19 protein-coding genes and 1 tRNA gene are annotated in these 24,385 nt (G+C 46.9%); 6 read left to right on the top strand and 14 right to left on the bottom strand.

The genetic code is table 11. The annotated features are described in order from the left end of the window. Positions 1-60: 60 nt before the first annotated feature. The 3 genes from zds to NG796_RS01875 form a co-directional block, all read right to left on the bottom strand. The gene (gene zds, locus NG796_RS01885; RefSeq protein WP_261204222.1) at positions 61-1,533 is read right to left on the bottom strand and encodes a 9,9'-di-cis-zeta-carotene desaturase; all 1,473 of its coding nucleotides are present in this window, start codon (positions 1,531-1,533) and stop codon (positions 61-63) included. 453 nt (positions 1,534-1,986) lie between these two features. Continuing rightward, positions 1,987-3,378 carry a malic enzyme-like NAD(P)-binding protein gene (locus NG796_RS01880; protein ID WP_261204221.1) on the bottom strand — a complete coding sequence of 464 codons (1,392 nt, stop codon included), beginning with the start codon at positions 3,376-3,378 and terminating at the stop codon, positions 1,987-1,989. Between the two features lie 372 nt (positions 3,379-3,750). Next, positions 3,751-6,261, bottom strand: coding sequence for an MASE1 domain-containing protein (locus NG796_RS01875; RefSeq protein WP_261204220.1), 2,511 nt, complete (start codon positions 6,259-6,261; stop codon positions 3,751-3,753). A gap of 743 nt (positions 6,262-7,004) precedes the next feature. Between NG796_RS01875 and NG796_RS01870 the strand changes: the two genes are divergently transcribed. Next, positions 7,005-7,277: a hypothetical protein gene (locus tag NG796_RS01870; protein WP_317619256.1), complete on the top strand. Its 273-nt coding sequence runs from the start codon at positions 7,005-7,007 to the stop codon at positions 7,275-7,277. Positions 7,278-7,570: 293 nt separating this feature from the next. Here the strand turns inward: NG796_RS01870 and lptC are convergent, their stop codons facing one another. From lptC to metG, 3 genes are all read right to left on the bottom strand, one after another. Then, the gene (lptC, locus tag NG796_RS01865) at positions 7,571-8,710 is read right to left on the bottom strand and encodes an LPS export ABC transporter periplasmic protein LptC (protein ID WP_261204219.1); all 1,140 of its coding nucleotides are present in this window, start codon (positions 8,708-8,710) and stop codon (positions 7,571-7,573) included. A gap of 39 nt (positions 8,711-8,749) precedes the next feature. Then, positions 8,750-9,361 (bottom strand): NYN domain-containing protein, encoded by a 612-nt coding sequence (locus NG796_RS01860; protein WP_015146666.1) that lies wholly within the window; start codon positions 9,359-9,361, stop codon positions 8,750-8,752. A gap of 245 nt (positions 9,362-9,606) precedes the next feature. Then, positions 9,607-11,214, bottom strand: coding sequence for a methionine--tRNA ligase (metG, locus tag NG796_RS01855; RefSeq protein WP_261204218.1), 1,608 nt, complete (start codon positions 11,212-11,214; stop codon positions 9,607-9,609). A gap of 664 nt (positions 11,215-11,878) precedes the next feature. On the opposite strand from metG, the gene NG796_RS01850 reads away from it, so the two are divergent. From NG796_RS01850 to NG796_RS01840, 3 genes are all read left to right on the top strand, one after another. Next, positions 11,879-12,604 carry a lysophospholipid acyltransferase family protein gene (locus NG796_RS01850; RefSeq protein ID WP_261204217.1) on the top strand — a complete coding sequence of 242 codons (726 nt, stop codon included), beginning with the start codon at positions 11,879-11,881 and terminating at the stop codon, positions 12,602-12,604. A gap of 49 nt (positions 12,605-12,653) precedes the next feature. After that, on the top strand, positions 12,654-13,466 hold the full coding sequence (locus NG796_RS01845) for an alpha/beta fold hydrolase (protein WP_261204216.1): 813 nt from the start codon (positions 12,654-12,656) through the stop codon (positions 13,464-13,466). Positions 13,467-13,522: 56 nt separating this feature from the next. Further along, positions 13,523-13,594: transfer RNA gene (locus tag NG796_RS01840), tRNA-Lys, on the top strand. A gap of 410 nt (positions 13,595-14,004) precedes the next feature. Here NG796_RS01840 and NG796_RS01835 read toward each other — a convergent pair. Together NG796_RS01835 and NG796_RS01830 are read right to left on the bottom strand one after the other, a co-directional pair. Beyond that, the gene (locus NG796_RS01835; RefSeq protein ID WP_015146670.1) at positions 14,005-14,190 is read right to left on the bottom strand and encodes a hypothetical protein; all 186 of its coding nucleotides are present in this window, start codon (positions 14,188-14,190) and stop codon (positions 14,005-14,007) included. Between the two features lie 254 nt (positions 14,191-14,444). Further along, entirely contained in the window at positions 14,445-15,803 is a 1,359-nt protein-coding gene (locus tag NG796_RS01830) for a DUF3370 domain-containing protein (protein WP_261204386.1), read from the bottom strand. Positions 15,804-15,999: 196 nt separating this feature from the next. Between NG796_RS01830 and NG796_RS01825 the strand changes: the two genes are divergently transcribed. Beyond that, positions 16,000-16,311, top strand: coding sequence for a nucleotidyltransferase family protein (locus NG796_RS01825; RefSeq protein WP_261204215.1), 312 nt, complete (start codon positions 16,000-16,002; stop codon positions 16,309-16,311). After that, positions 16,308-16,649 (top strand): DUF86 domain-containing protein, encoded by a 342-nt coding sequence (locus tag NG796_RS01820; RefSeq protein ID WP_261204214.1) that lies wholly within the window; start codon positions 16,308-16,310, stop codon positions 16,647-16,649. Before NG796_RS01825 ends, NG796_RS01820 begins: the two co-directional genes overlap by 4 nt. Before the next feature lie 199 nt (positions 16,650-16,848). Here the strand turns inward: NG796_RS01820 and NG796_RS01815 are convergent, their stop codons facing one another. The 6 genes from NG796_RS01815 to NG796_RS01790 form a co-directional block, all read right to left on the bottom strand. Beyond that, the gene (locus NG796_RS01815; RefSeq protein WP_261204213.1) at positions 16,849-17,343 is read right to left on the bottom strand and encodes a hypothetical protein; all 495 of its coding nucleotides are present in this window, start codon (positions 17,341-17,343) and stop codon (positions 16,849-16,851) included. Then, the gene (locus tag NG796_RS01810) at positions 17,343-18,479 is read right to left on the bottom strand and encodes a ParM/StbA family protein (RefSeq protein WP_261204212.1); all 1,137 of its coding nucleotides are present in this window, start codon (positions 18,477-18,479) and stop codon (positions 17,343-17,345) included. The genes NG796_RS01815 and NG796_RS01810 overlap by 1 nt, the downstream gene beginning before the upstream one ends. Positions 18,480-18,566: 87 nt before the next feature. Beyond that, positions 18,567-18,971, bottom strand: a complete 405-nt coding sequence (locus NG796_RS01805; RefSeq protein WP_261204211.1) for a RidA family protein — start codon at positions 18,969-18,971, stop codon at positions 18,567-18,569. A 418-nt stretch (positions 18,972-19,389) separates the two neighbouring features. After that, positions 19,390-22,788 carry a PAS domain S-box protein gene (locus NG796_RS01800; protein ID WP_261204210.1) on the bottom strand — a complete coding sequence of 1,133 codons (3,399 nt, stop codon included), beginning with the start codon at positions 22,786-22,788 and terminating at the stop codon, positions 19,390-19,392. Between the two features lie 478 nt (positions 22,789-23,266). Continuing rightward, a complete protein-coding gene (locus NG796_RS01795; protein ID WP_261204209.1) occupies positions 23,267-23,524 on the bottom strand; it encodes a hypothetical protein in 258 nt (85 codons plus the stop codon). Positions 23,525-23,884: 360 nt separating this feature from the next. After that, positions 23,885-24,313, bottom strand: coding sequence for an NUDIX hydrolase (locus tag NG796_RS01790; RefSeq protein WP_261204208.1), 429 nt, complete (start codon positions 24,311-24,313; stop codon positions 23,885-23,887). Positions 24,314-24,385: the final 72 nt, after the last annotated feature.

The following is a 24,385-nucleotide window of genomic DNA, read 5'->3' as shown; positions in this document are numbered from 1 at the left end:
CTAAAACCAGTAGGGTGGGCTTTGGTCCACCCTACTTCTACAGTTTAGCGTTTCTTTCAATTAACCGATCGCCAACGGTTTAGGACTCGCCGTTAATTCATTCACTCGCCCTAAAATTGCTTTAGCTGCCTGCCGTCCCGAAAGGGTCGCCCCTTCCATACTGTCAATATAATCCTGTTGGGTATAGCTTCCCGCGAGGAAGAAATTCCCTACGGGAGTCTGTTGCGCGGGCCGATAGGGGTCCATCCCTGGGGCTTCCCGATAGAGGGATTGCGCCAACTTGACCACACTGTACCAGGTCATATTCAAGTCTCGGGACGAGGGGAAGAGTTTATGCACCTGATCAAGCACATGATGGGCGATCGCCTCGTTACTCTGCTTGATAAATGGATCTCCCGGGGTCAATACCAATTGCATCAATGAACCCTCCCCTTGGCGATAATAATCCGAAGGCGAAGTCAGGGCTAAATCTGCAAAACAAGAGAAGTCTGCATCGGGGGTATAAAGCAGATTGTCAATGCCTGCCGCTTCCTCCAACTGTTGACGCTTCGCCGCATCATGCATTTCCGTTACCCACCCATCAAAGCGCAATTGCACCGTAGCAACGGGCACCGCGTCGAGTTTGTAGATATTATCGAACTCCGGCCATTTGCGCCATGCCGGGGGTAAAACTTTCTGAATGCCAGGGATATCACAGGCGAAGACATACGCATCCGCAGTGATGGTTTCTTCCGTTTCCCCTTGCGCCACAATCAATCCCGTGACTTCTGTTTCCCCACTCTCTTCAGAAAAGAGAATTTCCCGGACCCGTCGCCGGGTATGGATTTTAGCGCCTCTAGCTTCTAAATATTTAAGAATCGGTTGATGAAGATAGGTATCTGGGGACCCTTCTAACATCCGCAGAACTGAAGCTTCTGTTTTTGCCGCAAAAAACTGGAAAATGGTCAGCATACAGCGGGCGGAAATGTTTTCCGTGTCGATAAAACCCAGCGCATAGGCGATCGGGTTCCACATCCGCTTGAGACTGCCATTAGAACCGCCATGTTTGCGGAACCAGTCGGCGAAGCTGATGCGATCGAGGGCGCGAATGGTGTTCATTGCCCCATCGAAGTCTACTAAACCCCGGACAATCGGGCTAGTCCCCAGGGCGATCGCATTGGTGAGTTTATCTTGTACCGAGAGTTGAGAGGTGGTGAAAAAGGCTTTTAACCCGTTGAAGGGTGCGCCAGTAATAAACCGAAAATCCAATTCCCCGGTTTTGCCACCCTCATTGACAAAGATATGAGTATGGTCCTTCAGGCGCAAGCTGTCGATTGCACCAACTTTTTTCATTAAGTCGAAGAGGTTGTAATAGCAGCCGAAAAAGACGTGCAATCCCATTTCCACGTGATTGCCTTCCGCATCTACCCAGCTACCGACTTTCCCGCCTACAAAGGGACGAGACTCAAAAATTTCTACTTCGTGACCCGCATCAACTAACTCAATGGCGGTGGACATTCCGGCTAGTCCCGCCCCTGCGATCGCTACCCGCATTCTGCCTATCCTGTTAATGGTTCTTTACAGATTGTAATATAAGTGGCGATCGCTGCACTATCCTCCCTCCGATTGCGATGTGACACAGGAAAGAAAAAGCCCCCCTTCCCAAGAGGGGTTGGGGGGATCCTTACAAAGGTACATTTTTTACGTTCAGGGTGATTTACCTAAGAGTAAGGGGACTTCCGGTCCCCTCCCCTTGGCAAGGGGAGGGTTAGGGTGGGGTCCACCCAGTTCGCAAAAAAACCACTTTTGATACCAGAATTGGCGATGAAACCCTGATTAGGTAAAGGATTAAACCTCTTTCCTCTAATCCAGGGTAAAGAGGACCCCACCCACCCCTCCCCTTGCCAAGGGGAGGGCTAAGAGAACCTAAAACTTGTTGAAAAATTTACCGCGTAAAAAACCTACCTTTGTAAGTTGGGGGGATCTCCCTAGTCCTATTAAACTTCCCTAATGGCGGGCGGAACCTTCTTGACGCGCAGCTTGTTGGACGGCGGCGGAGACTGCGGTAACGACCCGATCATCAAACACTGAGGGAATGATATTTTCCCGGCTGAGATCCGAGGGTTTGACTAAGGAAGCGATCGCCTTAGCGGCTTCCAAATACATGGTTTCGGTAATCGTATGGGCCCGACAATCAAGCGCCCCCCGGAAGATGCCGGGAAATGCTAAAACGTTGTTAATTTGGTTCGGATAATCGCTGCGTCCCGTGGCAATGACGGCGACATCATCCATGATTAATTCGGGTTGAATTTCTGGGATGGGATTTGCCATTGCAAAGACAATCGGATCCGGTGCCATTGATCGCACCATTTCCGGAGTTAATACCCCTGGGGCACTGACGCCGATAAACATATCCGTTCCTTTAATGGCATCGGCTAAACTGCCGCCTTTTTCTACTGCAAATTCGCGTTTTTCTTCGTTTAAATCGGTGCGATCGTGACTGAGGATGCCTTTGGAATCACATAAGGTCATATAGCGGGCACCGGCTTGGCGTAATAAACGGGCGATCGCCACCCCAGCGGCCCCAGCCCCATTCATCACAATCCGGATATCTTCCATCGCTTTCCCTACTAATTTCAAGGCATTGATAGAGGCGGCAAGGGTCACGATCGCCGTTCCATGTTGGTCATCATGAAACACTGGAATATCCAATTCTCGGCGCAAGCGGGCTTCAATCTCGAAACAGCGAGGGGAACTAATATCTTCTAAATTTACCCCCCCAAATACTGTAGCAATCCGTTTGACGGTTTCTACAATTTCATCACTATCTTGGGTGTCCAAACAGATGGGAAACGCATCAATTCCCGCAAAAGCTTTAAATAACATCGCTTTGCCTTCCATGACGGGGAGTGCGCCGCCAGGACCGAGATTGCCTAAGCCTAATACTGCCGAACCATCAGTGACGATCGCCACCGTATTTTGCTTGATGGTCAGATTATAGAGTTGTTCGGGATTGTTAGCAATTTCCATACAAATTCGCCCCACTCCTGGGGTGTATGCCATCGCTAAATCGGCTTGAGTTTTGAGAGCAATTTTATTTTCGATGCTAATTTTTCCGCCACGATGCAGATTAAAGGTGCGATCGTAAACGTTGAGCACTTTAATGTCTGAGATTCCCTTGATTTTTTGAACAATCTCTTCGGCGTGTTCGGTACTAGAAGCATCCACGGTAATATCCCGAGTCGTATGAGCACGGGTTTGTTCAATCAAGTCGATTTGGCCGAGATTCCCCCCCACGGAGGCGATCGCCTGGGTCACGGTAGCCAGGGTCCCGGCTCGGTTGAGAAGTTGCAAACGAATCGTTACACTAAAGCTAGAATTCGGTGTTAATGCTACCATCTTACTGCTGTTGTCCTCCAACAATTCACCAAACCTATTAGACGCTCTATCGCGCCTATCGGTTTTTTCTATTCAGGCTAATATCTTACCCTGATTTGCTCCTTGATGACGTCAGCAAAACTCTAAATTATGGGTTAATTTTGATAATTCTCCCACCCCAGTTTTTCTCAGGTTTTAAGATAAATTATTAAGTATTTCTAAGGAGCAATAATAAATGTTAAATTTGTGAGGCAAATTTTCCGGGCGATCGGGAGTGCATCCTTGACGAAAGTCTGCAATCACCTCGGGTAAAACTCTTCTAGTGGCGATCGGCAATTTTAAAGCAGCGGTCCCCCCTTAAATCGCTCAGAAAAAACCCTCTGAATTGCCTCACTAGGCTGAGAAATCATCCCCTCCAACCCGCCCTTCTTCATCCTCCCGGGATACCACGGGAGCAACAACGGTTGCCGGTAGCCACAGAGTAAATTGGGAACCCTGTCCTAACTCGCTTTCGACCTTAATATCTCCCCCCATCATTTGACAGAATTTCTGGGTAATCGTCAACCCTAAACCTGTCCCTCCATATTTACGAGTTGTCGAGGCATCGGCTTGAGTAAACGGTTTAAATACTTGTTCTAACTGTTCCCGAGTCATGCCAATCCCAGTATCTTTGACGCGGAAGAAAATCCATTCTTGACCTTCCACTTCATAAGGGGAACGGGATTTTACAGAAGAATTTTCCCCTTTTAAGGGTTTTTCTAAGGTACGCCTCACTCGGAGTTCAATTTGACCTTGTTTGGTAAATTTAGCGGCATTGCTCATTAAATTAAGAAGCATTTGCCGCACTTTGGTAATATCAGCATGAAAAGGGCCGATATCTTCCGGGCATTCAATGGACAACTGATTGCCATTTTTATCTACCAGGGGTTGAATCGTCGTAACGACTTCCCAAATGAGCGTATCAATGGCAAAGGTTTCTAATTCCAAACTCATGCGACCGGCTTCAATCTTGGAGAGGTCGAGAATATCACTAATTAATGACAGTAACTGTTTTCCAGCCCCGTGAATTTTTTGCAGGTCAGGAATGAAATCTGATTGACCCAAATCTTCGGCATCTTCTTGGAGAATTTCGCTGTAGCCGATGATGGCATTAAGGGGGGTTCGCAGTTCGTGGCTCATATTCGCCAGAAAGGCACTTTTAGCGAGATTTGCTGCTTCTGCGGCTTCTTTCGCCTTACGGAATTCGTCGGCGCGTTTGCGTTCAGTGTTGTCACTGACCATTGTCAGCAGACAGGGTTCTCCTTCCAGATCAATGGGTTCAATAGAGAGCAGTGCATCGCGAATTTCTCCTGATTTGGTGCGAAACTGGAGTTCTAGGTCACGGATTGAACCAAATTGCTCGATTTTACTGAGCATTTGGTTGAAGTAATCGCCTTGATGTATCCAGACATCCAGTTCTTCCCAGGTTTTGCCGATCGCCTCTGCTGGAGCATAACCCAGCAGGTGCAAAAAGGTGTGATTCACGTCCACAAACCGGCCCTCAGCCCGGGTACTGATGCTGATCCCCAGGGGACTGGCTTGAAAGGCTTTCGAGAAGCGTTCCTCACTGGCGCGTAAGGCGGCTTCAGCCCGAATCCGAGGGGTAATATCTTGAACGGTGGCTGTAATCCGAAATAGACTAATTTCGCACTGTTCATGAACGATGCGATCTTCCCCATCCCGGCGCATGAGTCGATATTCCAGGGAGTAGGGTTGCTCTTCAGTAATGGCTTTTTTAAAGGCTTTGCGCACTTCTGAGCGATCGCTGGGATGCACATATTTAAGAAACTGTTCGTGACTCGGGGTGAAACTGTGGGGTTCTTCTCCTAGAATCCGATATATTTCATCAGACCAGTGGAGTTCTTTGCGATCGCGGTCTAAATCCCAGTTGCCTACCTGAGCGATCCGTTGGGCATTATTCAGCCTTTCTTCCCCTTGCCGTAGCAACTCTTCCGCTTGTCTCCTTCTCGCCATGACTGCCGCAAAAATCAGGGCTGTCGCCGCCACCACTCCCATGAAGACTTGCAGGGAGAAAATGGCTTGTTCGGCGTTACTGGCGTGTTTGAGAAAGGGTCCACTTTTTCGGGCGATTCCCCAAATTGCCATACTCGCCACTAAGAGATTCGCCAGGACTGTCCCACGCAATTCAAAGCGCAGGGCCACCCACATCACCACAGGAAAGGGTAAATATTCTAGGGGATAGTCAGCGATATAAACCCGGGTTCGCGAACAAAACACCACCCAACTGATGGAAAGGAGCAAGATTGAGAGAAAGATGATTTCTAAAATTTTGGCCGCTAATACCCACCGTCGGGATTTGATATGGCTCGGGCGGAATCGGATCCAGGTGAAGAAGATTGGGGCAATTAACAATACTCCCATTCCATCTTCTAACCACCACATTTCCCACTGAGAAGCTGCATCCGTCCAGGTTTCCAGTCCAGCGAGGGTGAGGATCATGACACCGAGGCTGGCGTTAATTAGGGTCGAGAGGATTGCGCCGATGCCGATTAAACAGCCTACATCTCGCAGCCGTTCTAGGGCCGGATCAAACTCCACCTTTTGCAAGAGGCGCGTCCCTACGATCGCTTGCACAACACAGGCGATCGCCCCAAGGGCTGCTACCCAGTACGGTACTCCCTGGGATTGTGCATATAAAAACGCCCCGATTGCCACTCCGGGCCAAACTTTCACCCCCCATAACACCAGTCCAGCCAAGGCAACTCCAGCAGGGGGCCCAAATGGTAAGAGATTTTCCTCCAATCCGGGAATCCAAATCGCTAACATTGCCGCGATCCAGTAACTTGCAGCCAGGATGCCTATTGGGGTTAAGTATTGCCAGAACCGTCCCTGGGTCGGAATCATAAGTGTTCGATTCAAGGGGTAAGTGGGGAGTTGAAAAAAACAAATGCTAATTGACGAGAACTATTGATGAAAGCCACCACACTGGAGTGGGCGGAGAGAAAGTGCATCGCTGGGTTTAAACCGCCCCCTTCAAGGTTATGATAGCCGATTTAGGTAATAGAATTCAGATTATTCTATAGCGCCTCTTGCAGGAGTCTGACCCAAGAATTGAGCGGTGGGAGCAAGATGCTCCCTACTGCTAATCCGGAGCAAGATGCTCCCACTCCGTTTGGGAATAGTTCAATTCATTTAGACTCGCTATATTCAGCCTAACAAACCTTAATTCTCTCAGTCAAAGACTGTCAACCCTTCTCGACTCCGGGGCACTCCTCGATTTGCCTGACTCATTCGGTCCCTTGCTCCCCAGCCTCAATAGGGTCCCGATCAGGGTTCTCCTTTGATTCAGGCAAAGCTGATGCTGATATTTGATTATTTTGTTGCTTTGGGAAGGTTGTCTTGTTAAGGGATTTCGGGTTCATCGGTGACTAGGAAACGGGCAAAATTTTCTTTAGATTTATCCCCTAAATTTTGATTTTTAAAATTTCACTCCCTCTCTCATTCAATTTCTCATCTCTACTCAGAAAATTGAGCCGATTAGAGGGGATTTAGACAATGGCCTGTAATAGGTTTGAGTTGAAGAGTGTCCGGGGATCATCGGAGGCAAATCACGCCATGAGCCGATCGATATCACCAGAGCCAACGGGATGCGATCGCAGTCAAAGCCTGAAGCCAAGGTCATATTAGAAGAGACTATCCCCTATTTTACCTCATTCCTAATGAATACCCACTCTTTGATTCCTCCCACCAATTTTTCCGAACTATTCTTTCAAATTTATTGGTCAGGAAGACTCACCCCAGAACACCGACAATATCTCAGAGCGACCCTTTTACAAGAAAGTCTCAGCGACGAAGAACAGAGTGCAATTAATCGTCTCATCTACGCGGTCCGCCGGGGATGGTTACAATTAACGGACTAACTCACCTTGACCGATTTCGGAGTCGGCTGGATCTGCCCATTTAGGGCATCAGATCCGCGTAAACACCCGATATAAATCTAAATAGAGAAAAACCCCTTTTTATCCCCGATGATCAGTTTTACCTTCCGATGTTCCTTTTCACCTGTTAGTGCATTGGGATCGGAGTATCCTAAGACTTGGTAAACCATTAGATCTCCCGGATAAAAAACCCGATGTCTCGCCCCTAATAAAGTGACTCCAACGCGGAAATATTTTCAAGAATCCGAGTTGATAACCTTTACTAAACCGGCTCTTTAAGGAACAACATCTGTAACCACATCACCCCCCGTCATGATAATACTTTGATCCTGAAGTTTACCCACCGCCTTGGGTCCCGTGACTGTAAACGGTGGGTTAGCTTGGCGATAAAAAACATTGCCTTCAGCTTGGAACTCTTCCGTGGGAATTACCCAAGTCATGCGATCGGCTTTGAACTCGGTTGAGGGGCGATCGCGGACTCCGGTGACATTCCCAACTAGAGAAATGATGGAAGAGGCAAGTTCCAGGGTGCCGCGATCGCCCATTAAGGTCAAGGTTTGTTTCGGATGGACGATGGTGACCCGACGTTCGCTGGTAACGCTTTGAGCGTCAATATTCCACCGCATCAAGTCGCTGCTGATTGTCAGTGGGGGTTCACTCAAGGTAATCTGAACTTGTTGTTCTAGGGTCACCACATTCGTTTGCAGGTTCAGTTCCCCGCGATCGCCAATTGCCTTATCACTGGCGGGACACTCTTGGGGACTGGGACACAGATGACGGTCAATTTGCACCGGGCGATCGCTGATAATTTGGTCCGTCTCCATCTGCCATACCACCGCCTCAGAACGCATCTGTAAGGCGGGATTTTTCTGGGTTGTAGCCACGACATTGCCTACAAGTTCCATGCGTTGGGCTTGGCTTTTGAGCCTTGCTTCATTGGCGGTAATTTGTAGGTCCGGATGGGTGCCGCTAACGTTATTCCTAACGATTAGTAAATCTTGTGCGGGTAACCATTCTAATTCCTGCGCCTGGATGACGGCTTTATTTTGAAGTTCAGTGGCAATAATCTGGTCCTGGAGAACAATTTTCGAGCCATCACCATGCACCTCGCCCGTTTTTGACTCAATTTTATAAACCAGCTGACCTTCCTGGAACAGTTCTCCGGTTGGTGTCTCTAAATAGGTAATTTTCTGTTCATCATTATACCGAGCGGAGGGCGATCGCACTTTCCATACGATTTCACCCTCAGCATTGGCTTGTTCTAGGGTGACATCGTTAAAGGTTAATGCTTGATCTTGCCCTTCTTCTCCCTCGGTTACCTCTGGAGTCTTACCCTTTTGAAAAAAGGCACAACTCGGTAAACTCAGTCCCAGGAAGGCGTATAAAAGCAAAAGGAAAAAACCAGAATTTTTCACTTTTTAATAAGTAGTGTTGATGTCTGAATCCCCCAGGATTTAGCGGTCTTCCACATCATCCATCATGCCAATACTAGAAAGAGGCCGGTAGGTATAGTTCGGTTGTCTGGGGGTTTTTTGGATATCTTCTTTGATGGATTCTAGGTCAATGTAGCGATCGGCTACGTTAATCAAACTATCGCTCGTCATGGACCGTAGGCTAACCACTTCCACTCTCACCCCGCGATAGCTCACCGCATCTACAGAATAAGCAAGGTCGCCATCGCCACTGACTAATACAGCGGTGTCATAAGACCCTACTAAGGCCATCATATCTACGGCAATTTCTACATCCAAATTTGCTTTTTTAGAGCCATCGGGAAGCTGCACTAAATCTTTCGAGATCACGCGATATCCATTGCGCCGCATCCATAATAAAAATCCCTGTTGTTTTTCATTGGTGCGATCAACGCCGGTATAGAAAAAAGAGCGTAGGAGTCGGGAACCGGCTGTTAAGCGACAGAGTAGCTTGGTATAGTCGATTTCAATTCCCAACTGCAAAGCGGCATAAAACAAATTGGAACCATCAATAAAAATGGCAACTCGACCGCGATTTTCTAAAACCTGTTCCGGGGTAAATATGTTGTTGTTTTCTGGATGATGATGCAACATGGTTGTTATTCCTCAGTTTTTTTTATCGGGAAATTGATTTTTCATATGATCTATGATAGAGGGAATCGCCCGGTTGTTACCTGAATCCGGTGAACATCAGGCCATTGATGATATACCGGAACGATGCCCTAACGCCCCGATAATCCTTGCTTTGCCAATGGGGTAGGGATCCCTCTGCAACCCCACCCCCTATACTCGATAATTCTACTCGCTCTTTTTGGGTAAACATTGGCGATCGCCCCAGTCTAAGAAGACGCCGGATTGCTCAACTCTAGGCGAGCAAAGACGGGTTTGGCTTCTCCCAGCACGCGATCGCTGCTGAGAACCCCCCAACTTGAATGAGTCGGAAAGTTCAGCGCACTCGCGATCGAGGTTTGGTCATTAAAATCAATCGAATACCCCAGTTGCTGATAAATCGCAGTGCTGATATTCGGAATGATCGGAGAGAGTAAGTACGCTGAGAGCCTCACGGATTCTAAAACAGCATAGAGCACTTGCTCAACTGCCTGCTGTTCCCCCTGCTTATAGAGTTTCCACGGTGCCTGCTCGTCGATGTACTTGTTACACCCTCGCACCAAGGACAGAATCTCTTCGCATCCTTGGCTAAATTGCAAGCCCTCGTATGCACGGGTAACGCGATCACCTAACGTTACTCCCGCTGCTTTTAACCCATTGTTATCGCCAATTTCCTCGGGATTGACTTTCGGCACCTGACCTTGACAATATTTTTTGACCATGCCCAGGGTCCTATTCAATAAATTCCCCAGATCGTTGGCAAGATCTGCATTGAGAATATTAATAAATCGAGTTTCGTTAAAATCCCCGTCCCGCCCAAATTCAATTTCTTTCAAAAAGTAGTAACGGAGTGCATCGGATCCATACCGCTCCACTAAATCTAACGGGTCAATAATATTACCCAAAGTTTTGCTAATTTTCTGCCCGTCTTTCGTTAAAAACCCATGTCCAAACACCCCACCGGAAATGGGAACCCCTGCTGACATTAGCATAGCAGGCCAGTACACTGCATGAAACCGCAAAATATCTTTACCAATCAAGTGCAGATTAATCGGTGACCATTGGGATAAGGCATTCTCCAAGGTCGGTTCTTCATCGGGTTCTAGCAGGGCCGTCACATATCCCAATAGGGCATCAAACCACACATAAAGGGTCTGTTTTGGATCCACGGGGACCGGAAACCCCCAAGCGACATTGACCCGAGAAATGGAGAAATCTTGTAATCCTTGTTGGACAAAGCTTAAGACTTCGTTGCGTCGAATTTCAGGTCGAATAAAATCCGGACGCTCTTGATAAAGGGCCTCTAGTTGGGGTTGGTATTTGGAAAGGCGAAAAAAGTAATTCTGCTCATCGCGCCATTCAACTTCCCGATTGGGATGCATCGGACAGCGATTGTCTTCTAGCAACTCCCGTTTGTCTTTAAATTCTTCGCAAGCTACACAGTACCACCCCGTTTGCTGGCTTAAATAGATATCATCATTGTCCCAGACGCGCTGGAAAAATTCCTTGACGATCGCTCCATGACGGGGATTGGTGGTCCGACTAAACCTGTCGTAGGCAATGTTCAGCTTTTGCCATAATTGGTCAAATCCGGCTGCAATTGTATCGCAGTGTTCTTGGGGCGATCGCCCCGATGCTTCGGCAGTCCGCTCTATTTTTTGCCCATGTTCATCGGTTCCCGTAATCAGCAGGACTGATTTCCCCCGAAGTCGCTCAAACCTCGCTACAACATCAGCGGCGATCGTGGTATAGGCACTGCCAATGTGAGGCAAATCGTTTACATAGTAAAGCGGTGTTGTAATAGCAAATGTGTTCTTACTGGTCTTGGTAGAGTTCATGGATTCGGTTAAAAACGACCCCCATTCTTTTATTTCGATGGTAACATGAGGGACGGCAAACTTACATTCTACTCGACATTTCACAAAATTTTTAGCAAGAGTCGGCAGTTTAACAGGGAGTTATGCCTCTAAGATATAAAGATTTTATAAAAATTGTTTACCTTTATTGCCTATATTTTTAAAGATTTTCTATAGATTATCCTGAAAGGACACCCCCAGGGAAGGCGATTCGGGAATAAGTTTTCTGGCGATCGGCGGTTTTGAACGGCTACAGTCTCCCCCGTTTTTTTATCAAAAAACGACAACGATTGATCCCGCCAACCCCTGGGGTGCTGCCGTCTTTCTCTCCAGTTTTAGAACCCCTGACCTAACGGGCTTGATCCCCGGTAATCAGACCATTCTCCCATGCCACCCTATTAAGCCAGAGGAGAGGTTTTAACGGCAGCCGGACCCAAACCCTGAAGGCGTTGTTTCTCCTCTAGGGCGTGAAACTAGAGGGAGGCTTTGGACACTTCATGAGCACCGCAAGCGGAGAATTGCGCTGCTGGGGAACCCAATCCCCCTGATTTTTACTTTATAATTGTTTACAAAATCTCTCAGAAATGTAAAGCTGCGGGGAAGTTCTGAAATTTCCCACGCCGGTTAATTGATTGCGCCGCTGAAAATGTCCTTAGAACATAGGCCACTGCAAATTTCCCACGGGTTTCTCACGGCTTTTGGCACCCGCACCTTTGTCTACTACCGGGATCGCATTCCCCAAGAAGGTGCCGCGTTGATCGTGAGCAATCATCGCAGTTTTATGGATGCCCCCTTATTAATGGCAGGGACCGGACGCTCGATCCACTTTGCCTGCCATCATTATATGGGGCAAGTCCCGCTGTTACGAGAATTTGTGACGGAGTTGGGCTGCTTGGTCTTAGAGTCATACGGACCCCAACAGCATCGCTTTTTTCGTCAAGGGAGCAAGCTACTACAACAACAAGCGGCGATCGGGGTTTTTCCAGAAGGGGCAACGCCAATGGTCCGGTTAACGCCGCCGTCGGAAGTTGGGGAGTTTCATCGGGGGTTCGCCCATTTAGCCCTGAGTGCCAAGGTGTCGGAACTGGCGATCGTGCCGGTAGCGATCGCCTCAATGGAAGAACAAGTCCTTTCGGGTCTCCCCATTCGGATGTTGAGTCTATTTGACCGCACAGAACCTCATTTTCAACAAGACGGATTCCACCCCCTGGTGATTTATCGTCGCGTTAATCTCCTCGTCGGTCGCCCCTATTGGATGACCCCGGCGCAAAAACAGGGCTATCCCGGTAAATCGGGAAAACGGTTGGTGAATGAAATTACCGATCGCTGCCGGGAAGAAATTGCGGGTTTACTCCATCAAGGCTGTTATTAAACGGGGTTGAAAAGGAAGAATTTTAGGGAAGAAAGATATGGGTTCACTGATGCAGAATTTTAACGAGCGGTTTCATTTTTCAACCCCCTCGACTCACCAACCTGAGTTACCGTTGTTCGTTTATTTACCGGGGATGGATGGGACGGGAGAACTCCTGCGATCGCAAATTAATAAAGGTCTCTCTAACGCCTTTAATATCCAGTGTCTAGCCATGCCTGCCCATGATTTATCATCGTGGAATCAATTAACGGAAAAAGTCGTGGGTTTATTGCGCGCTCAATTTCGGCGCAGTCGCCCCGATACGGTTTATCTCTGTGGGGAGTCCTTTGGCGGTTGCTTGGCCCTGAAAGTTGCCCTCAATGCCCCAGAACTGTTTGATCGCCTAATTTTAGTCAATCCCGCCTCTTGTTTTATGGGCCGCGCTTGGCTCCATTTTGGCTCCCACCTGACCGGATGGTTACCACCCCCCATTTACGCCTTATCGGTCATGGGTTTATTACCCTTTTTAGCCGCCCTCGGTCGCATGGCGCGTTCCGAACGGAATGATTTGTTAGCAGCAATGCAGTCGGTTCCCCAGCCGACTAGCACTTGGCGAGTTAATTTACTCCGAGAGTTTGAAATGGACTCTCATGAGTTAAGTCGCATCCGGCAACCTGTCTTGGCGATCGCCGCTACGGGCGATCGGCTATTACCCTCCGCTGCCGAAGCGACCCGCTTAACCTATTCCATTCCCAAAGCTAAACAAGTTTTATTACCCGATAGCGGTCATGCTTGTTTACTGGAAACTGATGTCAATCTTTACAAACTTCTTAAAGACCATGATTTTTTAACCCATCCCACACCCATCAGTGCCGTCGCCTAAGACTAGGAATCGGCCTCTTGACTTACAATCTAAAACTATGTTATTGTGATTAATCTGGGTCACTAGCTCAATGGTAGAGCATCGGACTCTTAATCCGTTGGTTCGGGGTTCGAGCCCCCGGTGACCCATTTTTAATCGCCCTATCCACCCCAATGATCTCTAAACCTGAAACGGGTGGAACTCAAGGCTGTACTTACCACTCGAAACGGCTTGTAAAAAACCGGCATCTTCAAGGGTGCCGGTTTTTTAATCAATAGACCTCTTACAAAATTCTAAAAAGCCCCCCTTTTTTAAGGCCCCCCTTTTTAAGGGGGGTTGGGGGGATCAATCCTTTTTTTGCGAAAGATCCAATTTTCCGGTTCATTGCCGCAACTTCACCTAAATCGGTAAAAAATCGCACCCATAAACCAGAGAGTTTGACCTAGAATAAATCGAAAAAATTTTGAACCCAGGGTTTTACTAAAACTGCACAAACCGAAAGGGCTTAGTTACTTTTGAAGGATTATCAAATCCCTCATTGAACTAAACCGTTTAAGAATTAATCAATAACTTCCAGCCATCCCCGCTTAATCGCATGAGATAGGCGATGGAGGGCGGCCCGGTCTTCTTCATTTAGTCGGGTTACTAATCCAACATTAATAAGTTGGGTATGTTCATACCGGGTAATATAACCGGCTTTCCAAGCTTGAAAAAATACGTCTGAAATTCTGGATTGATAAAGCATAGCGTGAACTGGTATCACGACCAATAAAAAGTGATACTTTAAGTATTAACTAAAACTAGGGAATATCCAGTGATCTAAAGAAAAATAGGCTGTGATATTAATCGGGATTTTCCGTGATTTATATCACAACTCCACTCAACTTGTCAATGGCAAAAGAGGCGCGATCGCCGCCCCCTCTTTTGACTCATAAAATTCACTAATTTAGTGCAGGATTAATGAACGCCCCCGAGAGACTAAAAGCGTTGATCCCCGACTCAGCGAGACTGAATTGTGAGGACTTGGGGTGGGGTAGCATCTGGGGGATAAATCAAATCCACCTCGACCAGACGGCGATCGCCTGGGGGCATTTCTAAGGTTGCCAACGCTTCTCCAATTTGTCCGCGACGCTGCACCAAATGCCAATAGCGAGTAGTTGGCACTCCCAAATCATTGGTATAGCGAACGCGCACCGTTCCTCGGAAAAATACCTGGGGTCCTGGGGGTTCTAAAAACCGTAATCCTTGTTGGGTTAAAGTCTCTTCTTTCAATGCTGTCTGTAAACTCACCGTCACGGTTTCTGTATCATTCGTTTCATTAATCAGGGGTAAACGTAAACGGTATTCTAAGGCATAATTCCCATGAGCAAAATAGGCCGTATCGGGGTACCGGACTAACATCGGGGCACTTTGGGATTGATCCGTTCCCATTTGTCCTCCGGGTAAGGTCCCGATCGCATAAGAAAAGCTTTCTCCCGATCCAGGAATACTCAAAGCTTGAATATCCGGGCGATCGACCAATTGACCCATCCAACTAGACCCCTGGGACACGCCAGCAACTCGACCGTAGATTCTTTGGCCCTCGGTTTGGTCTGGGGGAGTGGGAGTGCGATCGCGCGGCGTTGCCACATCTGCGGTTTCTAAAAGCTGCTGCCATTCCTCCAGAGTCGGGGCGCGCTCATTGCCATTAGCATCCTCCCGCGCATACATCGCCAAACTCGCCACATAGACTCGCCCACTACTGGATAACCGCATTAAGGTCGAACGACCATTTAGAGGCGGTTCTAAGGTGCGAACGGGAATCGGCAGATTCTTCAAAATCTGACTCGACTGGGGCGGAATCACCAGTTGCGCGGGCCAAATATCTTGGCGCTGTCCCCGCAAGATTTCATTGGTCACCCGCCCCCCGGGTCCCGCGAAAACTTCCCCCCGAGGATTGGCAACTAAGGGCGGTAATTGAACAAACGGCGCATCGGGTTGGGAGAGATAACTTGCTCCCTGGAGGATATTCAGGATAACAGGTTCATTGGTGGGATTATGGACCAGAATTCCCACATACATGGGGGTTAAATCAGCGAGTTCTCGATCGCCAAATACATGATGAGCAAAGATGTCAAAGCGACCTTGAAAAGGGAAGTTGAGATGGGCAGAGGGAAACGCTTTGCGATCGGGCGGGAAGGTGGAGAGTAAAATGCCTTCGCTGCCGATTTTTTCGGGACTATTGCTATTAAACATCGGCACATTATCCAGACCGCCCGGTAAAGGCCGAACTTCCTGGGGTTGGACAATTTCCTGGGGTTCCGGTGCTGGTTGAGCTTGAGCAATCAGCAGACTTGACAAGAGAGCGAGGATATGCATGGAGTGAAATATTAAAGGGGATGCGATCGGTTTTCTATTGTAGGGGAGAACCGTGGTACACAAGCACATCACCCATCGTCCTCGGGTTTCGCGATCGGGTTTCTTTAAAAAATTGATAAAGCAGTTGGATGCACAGGTTTTGGAAAGTGACACACTAGAAGCAGCAATTCTGGAAAACTGACAAGCATTGGGATGTATGAAAAATCAGATCGGATTAAGCATTCAAGACTTGTTGAATCAGCAGCGATCGCAAATTCTTTCCCTAGCTGAAAAGCATGGAGCCTATAACGTGCGGGTATTTGGTTCAGTAGCGCGAGGTGAAGCGACGGAAGATAGCGATATTGATTTTTTAGTGGATTATGATTTAGAAAAAATCACTCCTTGGTTTCCAGGGGGGCTATTGCTTGATTTAGAACAGCTATTGAATCGCAAGGTTGATATCGTTACCGTGGATATGTTGAAAGAGCGGATTCGCGATCGCATTTTGCTTGAGGCTGTCAGGCTATGAAGCGAGAGACTGAACGACTACAAGATATTTGGGAGGCGATCTCAGCCATTGAACGATATGCGAATCAAGGACGGCAAGCATTTGATGAACAAGAACTCATTCAAGTGTGGATAGTTCATCATCTGCAAATTATTGGAGAAGCAGCAAATAGCCTATCTAGTGAATTGAGAAACCAATATTCTCAAATCCCGTGGTCCCAGATTATCGCCTTTAGAAATATTCTGGTGCATGAGTATTTCCGTATATCGCTTAATTTAGTCTGGGCCATTGTTCAGAATAATTTGCCTCCGTTGAAGGTGACGGTGGAAAGAATGTTGCAGGAATTGGGGCAAGAGTGAGGAGAGAATGCAGCGGTTAAAGGTACAGTTTAGGGTAGTGCTCTATTTTATTTTTTGGAGTTCCCTTTACTGTACCAATACTCTCTAAATTCTTGATAAAATATTCCCAAAAAAAGTCAGGAGTCAAAGGTTTTAAAAACTTTTGACTCCTGATGCTTGCAGATTATATCCTGACTTTTTCTACCCGATCGCTACTGACTTAGAAATCATCAATGAAGGAGCTGAGTCGTTGGAGTAAGGGGTCCACGGGTTTGGGGGGGGCGACGGGTTCTGGTTCTGATTCCGGTTCTGGGTGGGGTTCCGGTATAGGTTCCAGATAGGCGTGTTGAGGGGGTTGATAATTTCCCCGTTGATTGAGGGCGATCGCCAACTGTCCCACCTGCAAGCTTAATTGTTGCAACTGCTGTTCCAGTGCATCCAATCGACTCGCCTCCCTCGCCGCTACCCGTTCCTCTAAGGACCTCAATTGCCCTTGTAACTCCGCAATGGTGTCCGAGGCATCTGCTGATTTCCGCGTCGGTTTCACCGATTCGGGGACATACAAATAATGCCATAGGGCTTCTTTACACAAGTCGCCGAAACTCTTGTGCGGTTGGTTTTGTAACTCTTTCTGCACAACCGCTAACAAGGTTTGGTCGGCTACCTCATCGGTAAATCCGACCCGTTTCTTCGTCTTGCTTAACCAAAAAACCATTAACTTCCAGCCTTAGAGGAGCGAGTGTACGAAGAGGAGGCAAGTTGAGCCTCTCCATACAAATATTGTCCCACAGCATTCGCCGGACGTGAAGGCTGGGCCAGATGAACTTTCAAACCCGCTTGTTCAACTAACGGTTTGAGGGCATCAGAGAAAAATTCTCCGCCACCGCCGGTCAAAATCACGTCAGTGACCCGTTCCGGTAACCATTTAATCAACAAGTCAGACAGTTCGCGGGCAAATAATTCGCGCAGGTTGGGCAGAAAATCATCCAAATTCGTCGGTTTGGATGCCCCACGAGGACGGAAGAACCGTTGACCCCTGGGTTTATTCACGGCATCGATTAAGGACAAGGATTGACTATCAACGCTGATCGGCGCTTGGCTATATGCCTTTTCAACTTCGGTGCCGACTCGCTTGTAAAACTCGCTCATGGCAAAGGGTTCGCTCTTGGAGGCCCCGCGTGCGAACCGGAAATTATCGACCATTAAAAAATCAGCAGTTTGATGTCCGATATCCACGATCGCCACCGAAGTTTTGGCAAAATCTGGGGACACGCCTTTTTTATCCACTTTCTCTTGAGCTTCGCACCAGATCAAGCTGCCATATCCTTCCGGCATCACCCAAACTTTGGTGATATTCAGGGTCACTTGCTCACCGCGATAGCTCATCACATGAGGCGAAGTCAGCAAATTGGTAATTTCCTCTTTTTCCCGCTCAAACTCTTCTTGAGAATGATAGGGCAGACCCAGGACAACCACTAAATCATCTTTTAATCCAAAGTAAGCGGCGCTGGCAAGCACTTTCACCAGGGCATTTTCCACTTTCCGTTCTCCAACCCCGAGATTTGCGCCAAAGTCAGCCGCCAACTGACCGATCGCATAACCCCGCCCTTGATACTCCAACCACATATCCAACAAGGGATCTGTAGGCCGGGATTCAAATTCCCCACCGCGCACCTTCTCTACAGGGACCTGGGCCACATTAGACGGAATAAATACCACTTGGTTGGGGTCCCGGCTGACACAAGCTTTAGTCGCCGTCCGGCCCAAATCAACGCTCAGAATGGAAGTTCTAAAGGAATTACTAGACGCTTTGCTAGTAACTACCGTATTTGTAGGCTGTTGGATCGTCATTAAATTTTATAACCTCCCCTAAATTTACCAGTATCTTGCCACCAAACCCCTAAGATATCAGGATTTTGCTGTTTTTAAATCTTAAGACTATCTAGCAGTTCCTTCAATCACCGCGATACAGTCAATCTCAACGAGTACATCTTTAGGTAAACGTGACACTTGGACTGTGGCACGCGCCGGTGCCGTGGCTTCATCGAAATATTTAGCATAAACGGCATTCATGGCAGCAAAATCATTCATATCTGCCAAAAAAACGGTGGTTTTTACCACATCCTGAAAGGTTGCACCGGCAGCAGTAAGGATAGCATTTAGATTTGCCATCACTTGGATAGTCTGTTTAACCACATCACCCGCCCCGACTAGGGTTTCGGTCTGAGGGTCTAGGCAGATTTGACCCGCAACAAAGATGAACTGACCCGTGGCGACGATCGCTTGATTGTAAGGTCCAACGGGTGCGGGTGCTTGGTCTGTCTGAATGATTGTTTTAGTCATTGAGATTAGATTTTCAAGAACGGGTGATACCCGAACGGTTTATCTGGCTTGTGAATGGGAATGGAAAACACATTTTTAATCCGGTGTTCAGGGATATTTGACCGAGATTAACGATCGCATTCTCCCTGAGTCTTACGGTTGTGCTGCCGGTTCACTTCAACCCCTTCAGGACTGAACATTAAGTTCTCAGGAACGGCGCGATCGCCTCCTTCTTCCTGACTCCCAACTCCCTTGGGCTACTTTTTGTTCCCTCTGTTGATTGTCATCCCCTACTATTGAAGCTGATCGCCAGAACAGAGGGACTTCAAAAAACAGCCTTCCATAGTTTACCCCAAGGGGGACGGGTGGAATCGCGATCTATTTTAGCAGGAGCAGCAAAGGGAAGTCGCGGAGGCGATCGCCAATGGACAGAACCCCTTTAAATCTGAGTATAATGAACCGAACAATCCCGGCCCTGGTCCTTGGCTCGATAGAGGGCGCGATCGGCTTCATGAATTAAAGTTTCCAACGATGACTCAACTCCCGGGGTCACCGTAGCCATTCCCACACTCAAGGTAATGTATCCACAGGTGGGAGATCCCTGGTGGGGAATTTGTAACGCCTTCACTGCCTCGCGGATGGTTTCCCCCACGCAGATTGACCCATTCGCATCGGTATCCGGTAAAATGACTGCAAATTCTTCTCCGCCATAGCGCGCCACAAAATCTAAGGGCCTTTTGCTGGCTTTTTGAATGGCAACAGCAACTTGTTTGAGAGATTCATCCCCTGCTTGATGACCGTAGGTGTCATTATAGGGTTTAAAAAAATCGATATCGCATAGAATCAATGAGAGTGGGGTGCGATCGCGCTCCATTTGTCGCCATTCTCGTTCTAAATATTCATTAAAATGACGCCGATTGGATAACAGGGTTAATCCATCCCGAGTTGCCAATTGCCGTAACTGTTGGTTGGCTTCTTTAAGCTGTTCATACAGTTGGGATTGTTGGGTAGCAATTCCCACCTGAGTTGCCAATTGACTGAGTAACTTAATTTCGGACTGTTGCCATCGGCGAGGTGCGGCACAATGGTGAGCAATTAGTAATCCCCATAACCCGCTACTTTGGACAATGGGTACCATTAACAATGCCTTGACTTCCACCTCAGTTAAAAAATTAACCTGAGACTCGCTCACCCAAGCTTGAGTAATATCCTCAACCTGATAAATTCCCCCCAACTGTTCCGGGGGTAAATCTTGTTCTCCTAATAAGGGATCGCGAATCGTTAGCCCTAAAATCGAGCAGTATTCTGAATTAACGGATTCCGATACCATCACCCCGGTGCAATCGGAACCTAAACGACAAATTGCCACGCGATCGCACTGTAAAAATTGCCTCACCTGAACCACCGTCGTTTGTAAAATCTCTTTCAAATCCAGAGACTGTCGGATTCGCTCTTGCATCGCCGAGATTAATCGTTCTCGTTCCGCTTGTTCTCTTAAGGATGCTTCAATATGAACTCGATAAGTAATATCCCGAACGATCGCCTGTTGAACTTTCAGACCCTCTCCCCATTGGACTACACTACAACTAATATCCGCCCAAAGCGTTTCCCCATCTTTTTGGCGGAGTTGGGTATTCGGCAACCATCCGCCCCCAGTTTTGGCCGTTAAGGCAAACACTGCGCTCACTCTTTCTCGTTCTTGAGGGGGCAAAATTTGACTGGCATGGAGGGTGATTAATTCTTCTTTCGTATAGCCCAATAATTCCTCAGCTTTTTTATTGGATTCTAAAAAATTTCCCTCTAAATCTGTGAGTAATATGGCATCTCCTGCATCTTTCATTAAGGAGCGATATTTGGCTTCAGATTCGGCGAGAGCAGCTTGGGCTTTTTTCTGTTCAGTGATATCCAAGGCAGTTCCAAAGAGCCGAATGGGTTTTCCCGTTGTGTTAAATACGGCTTCGGCTCTGGCTTCAATATACCGAAGTGTGCGATCGCTTTGCCAAATTCTCAGTTCAACTTCATTGGCACTCCCTTGTTCAAGGACTTCTCGAATGAGCTTGCGCCAAGTTTTTCTATCTTGGTGATGGAGTTGCTTCACCAATTGAAGATAGCTTAATCCGGAATTTAAGGGTTGGTCAAAAATTCTTAAAAATTCTTCTGAAACCGTAACTTTTTTAGATTTTACCTCATATTCCCAGCTTCCCACATGAGCAACTCTTTGGGCGCGGGCGAGATTAGCTTCACTCTTCTGGAGGGATTCAATCAATTGATTTTTTTCTCGATCTGCATTTTTACGCGCCGTAATGTCTCGGACAATTGCCAAAACTTCATCATCTCCACTAGCAATCAGTCGCGCTTCATAGACGGAAAGTTCACCTCTGATTTCTAGTTGATACTCAAACACTTGAATTTCCCCGGTTTCCAAGGTTTGTCGAATATATTTCATGGAGTTTTCAGCAATTTGTGGTGGCATGACATCCACCACTTTTAAGCCTTGAAAAATTTGCGGCTTGATTAAGTTACTAAAATTAGCAGGTTTAAAATCTAAGTAGGTTCCATCTCCTTTCACACGAAACATTAAATCAGGGATAGTATTGAGTAAAGCTCGATTGGTAGTTTCACTTTTAATTAAAGATTCTTCGGCCCGCTTACGTTCGGTGATATCATGGGTAATTCCTAAAATCTGATAAATCTCTCCTTTTTCATTGAGCAAGGGAATGTACGCGATCGCCGCGCTCAATTGAGTATTATTTAACAGGATGGTGCATTCTCCTTTTTGAGGCATTTTTGTCTCAATGGCTTGCTGGAGTAGCGGGAGGTAGTTATCGGTAATTGCCGGTGGAAATAACTCTTGATCTCGGCGATTCAAAATCTGTTCTTCGCGATACCCACTGATTCGGATACCCTGATGATTAATAAATTGAATGCGGCGATCAGCATCATAAATGACAAAGGTATCTGGGAAGTTATCCACAGCTTTTCTGAACCGTCTTTCACTTTGTTTTAAGGCTATTTCAGCTTTTTTGCATTCAGTAATATTGATATAGGCGATCGCCACTCCATAATTGTCTAACGGAATCGGTACAGTTATCATATTTAACCAGTCTACTTCTCCCTCCCATGAGGCAATTTCAACGTGTAAATTTTGGATAACTCGATTATCATCATTTTTAATTAAAGCCAGTTTTTTAGAAAACTCTTTGAGATTCACTGGAGTTTGTTCGATTAAACTGAGGGGGTAATCTCTCTGAATCCTGATTTCCTCCGGAGAAGTTATAACCCCAGCATCTAAATAATTTAAGGCAGCCGGATTTGATTCAGTAATATTACCCTCGGAGTCTGTAAATGAAATTCCAATCGGTAAAATATCAAAGATAGTTTTATATTTTTCTTCCTGTTGTGTCAGCAACTTATCAATAGAGGAAGCTTGGCAAAGATTCTCAATAGTTGCCACAAATAGTTTTGGATTTCCTACCCCATCTCGGATCAGGGATAAGTTTTGTTTGACCCAGATTTCTGTTCCATTTTTACCAATTAATCTTTTTTTTATTTCATATCCCTCTCTTTTGCTGGCAATACACTCTTGCCTAAGAGCATCCTCTACTTGAAAATCTTCGGGGTGAGTAATCTGGCTATATTCCAGATGCAAGAGTTCTTCTTCCTCGTACCCCACCATAGTTTGTAAAAAAGGGTTGGTTTGCAAGAATTTTCCAGTCAAATCCCAAAGCGCTAACCCAATCGCCGAGCGTTCAACTATGATTTTGAAATATTCATTGTGAATGGATTCACCCGGGCTGACGGCATCAGGGGTTTGACTAAATTGGCGATCAAGGTTCATAACCCTACCCTTTATTTACTGCAAATTTTATTGCTCTTTAATAGGCTAAGTTCTACTATTAAATCTGGTGCAAGTTTACATTTTTCAAAAATCTATTCCAGGCTAAGGCTTGACTGAAAATACCCTAAAAGATTATTGTTAGGCTTTTTTAGTAATTTAAAGTTAACCTTAAAAGAACAATTAAGTTTTTGTGATGCAAAAATTTAATTGTTCTTTTAATAGATTTTTCAAATCCATTTATAAAAAAGGGATAGGTGATCCACAAAGAGTTTCTCATAGACAAGGGCGACCTATTTATTGCGAATAAACAACCCGTGATGGTTGAGTAGGGGAAGGGTGCAGGGTGAGCTTGATCGAGACTATTTTCTCTAGGATTCTAGCTCGGTGTTCTCATGACAAGGGAGGAGGAAACGGAAATAGAGTGAAACCGGCTGTCCTTCACTATCATGCCATTCCGGTTGAGCAGGGATTAAAAACTCTATTCTAAGTCAAGGTTGAGGGCGCATTGGTAGTTGGGAGTGGCAAAGGGTAGTGCAAATTGAACAATGGGGATTACCCGAGGGTTGATGATGACATTAATAAAAATCTGTATCACTTGGATTGATATAGCTTTGGGAGTTTGGAAATATTTCGTCTTTAAAGAAAAATAACAACAGAGCGATCGCAGCGTTAAGATTTTGAATAGCCCCCAACTGAGGGTTTGAGGAAGTTCTGGAAACTGAAGAGGAAAGATCATCAGGGCGATCCTCTGGATGGTTGGTTCATCGAGTCACGCGATGTCCTCAATCCCGTTGGACTGACTCTTTCTATTAAACGGCAAGGCGATCGCATCGGTTTGAAGGGACCCGGGGGAGTGGGAAACGAACTCTGATTTCCGTCAAATTCCCAGCAATTCAGACATTAGGATAGACTAAATCCATTGCAAAGCCCTGATCAGCGGCGCATCGCCTCTACATTGAGAGTTCGGTGTTATAGATTGCGGAAGTCCAGGGACAAAAAATAGACTTCTTACCGATCCCAATGAGGCAAGAAGTCTATCCGGGGAAATGAGGCGGATTTAATCGAATACGCGCTTATAAAGGGGGTGACGATCGCCTTAAATCCGGGGTCGAATCCCGTAGTTTCGATATCGCCAATAATCTTTAAGGATGCGATCGTGGTCAAAACAGAGATTGCTGGGAATGCGCCAAGACTCAAAACAGTCTAAATTTTTGGCATCATCTGCCGCCTGGGGTTCCCCCGTCGCCGTGGCTAAAAAAACCACACTCAGGGTATGCTGACGCGGGTCCCGATTTGGGTCAGAATACACATGAAATTGTTCAATCAGTTCGACATCTAAACCAATTTCTTCTTTTGCCTCACGGATCGCCGCCGTTTCTACAGATTCCCCATAATCCACAAAACCACCGGGAATCGCCCAACCTAAAGGGTCATTGCGACGCTCAATCAGGATAATGGGACGTCCGGGGCGATCGCCTAACTCAATAATGATGTCAACCGTCGGAGTGGGATTGCGATAGGTCATGGTTAGATTTTCCAGTTGAAAGGGTTAGAGTTGGGGGTTTAGCTTCGTGATCCGGAATTAGGGGGGATCAGG

Origin of the sequence: Laspinema sp. D2d, assembly GCF_025370755.1 — a bacterium.
GTDB lineage: Bacteria > Cyanobacteriota > Cyanobacteriia > Cyanobacteriales > Laspinemataceae > Laspinema.
The sequence above is the reverse complement of the archived record's forward strand: the minus strand, read 5'-3'. Positions and strand labels throughout refer to the sequence as shown.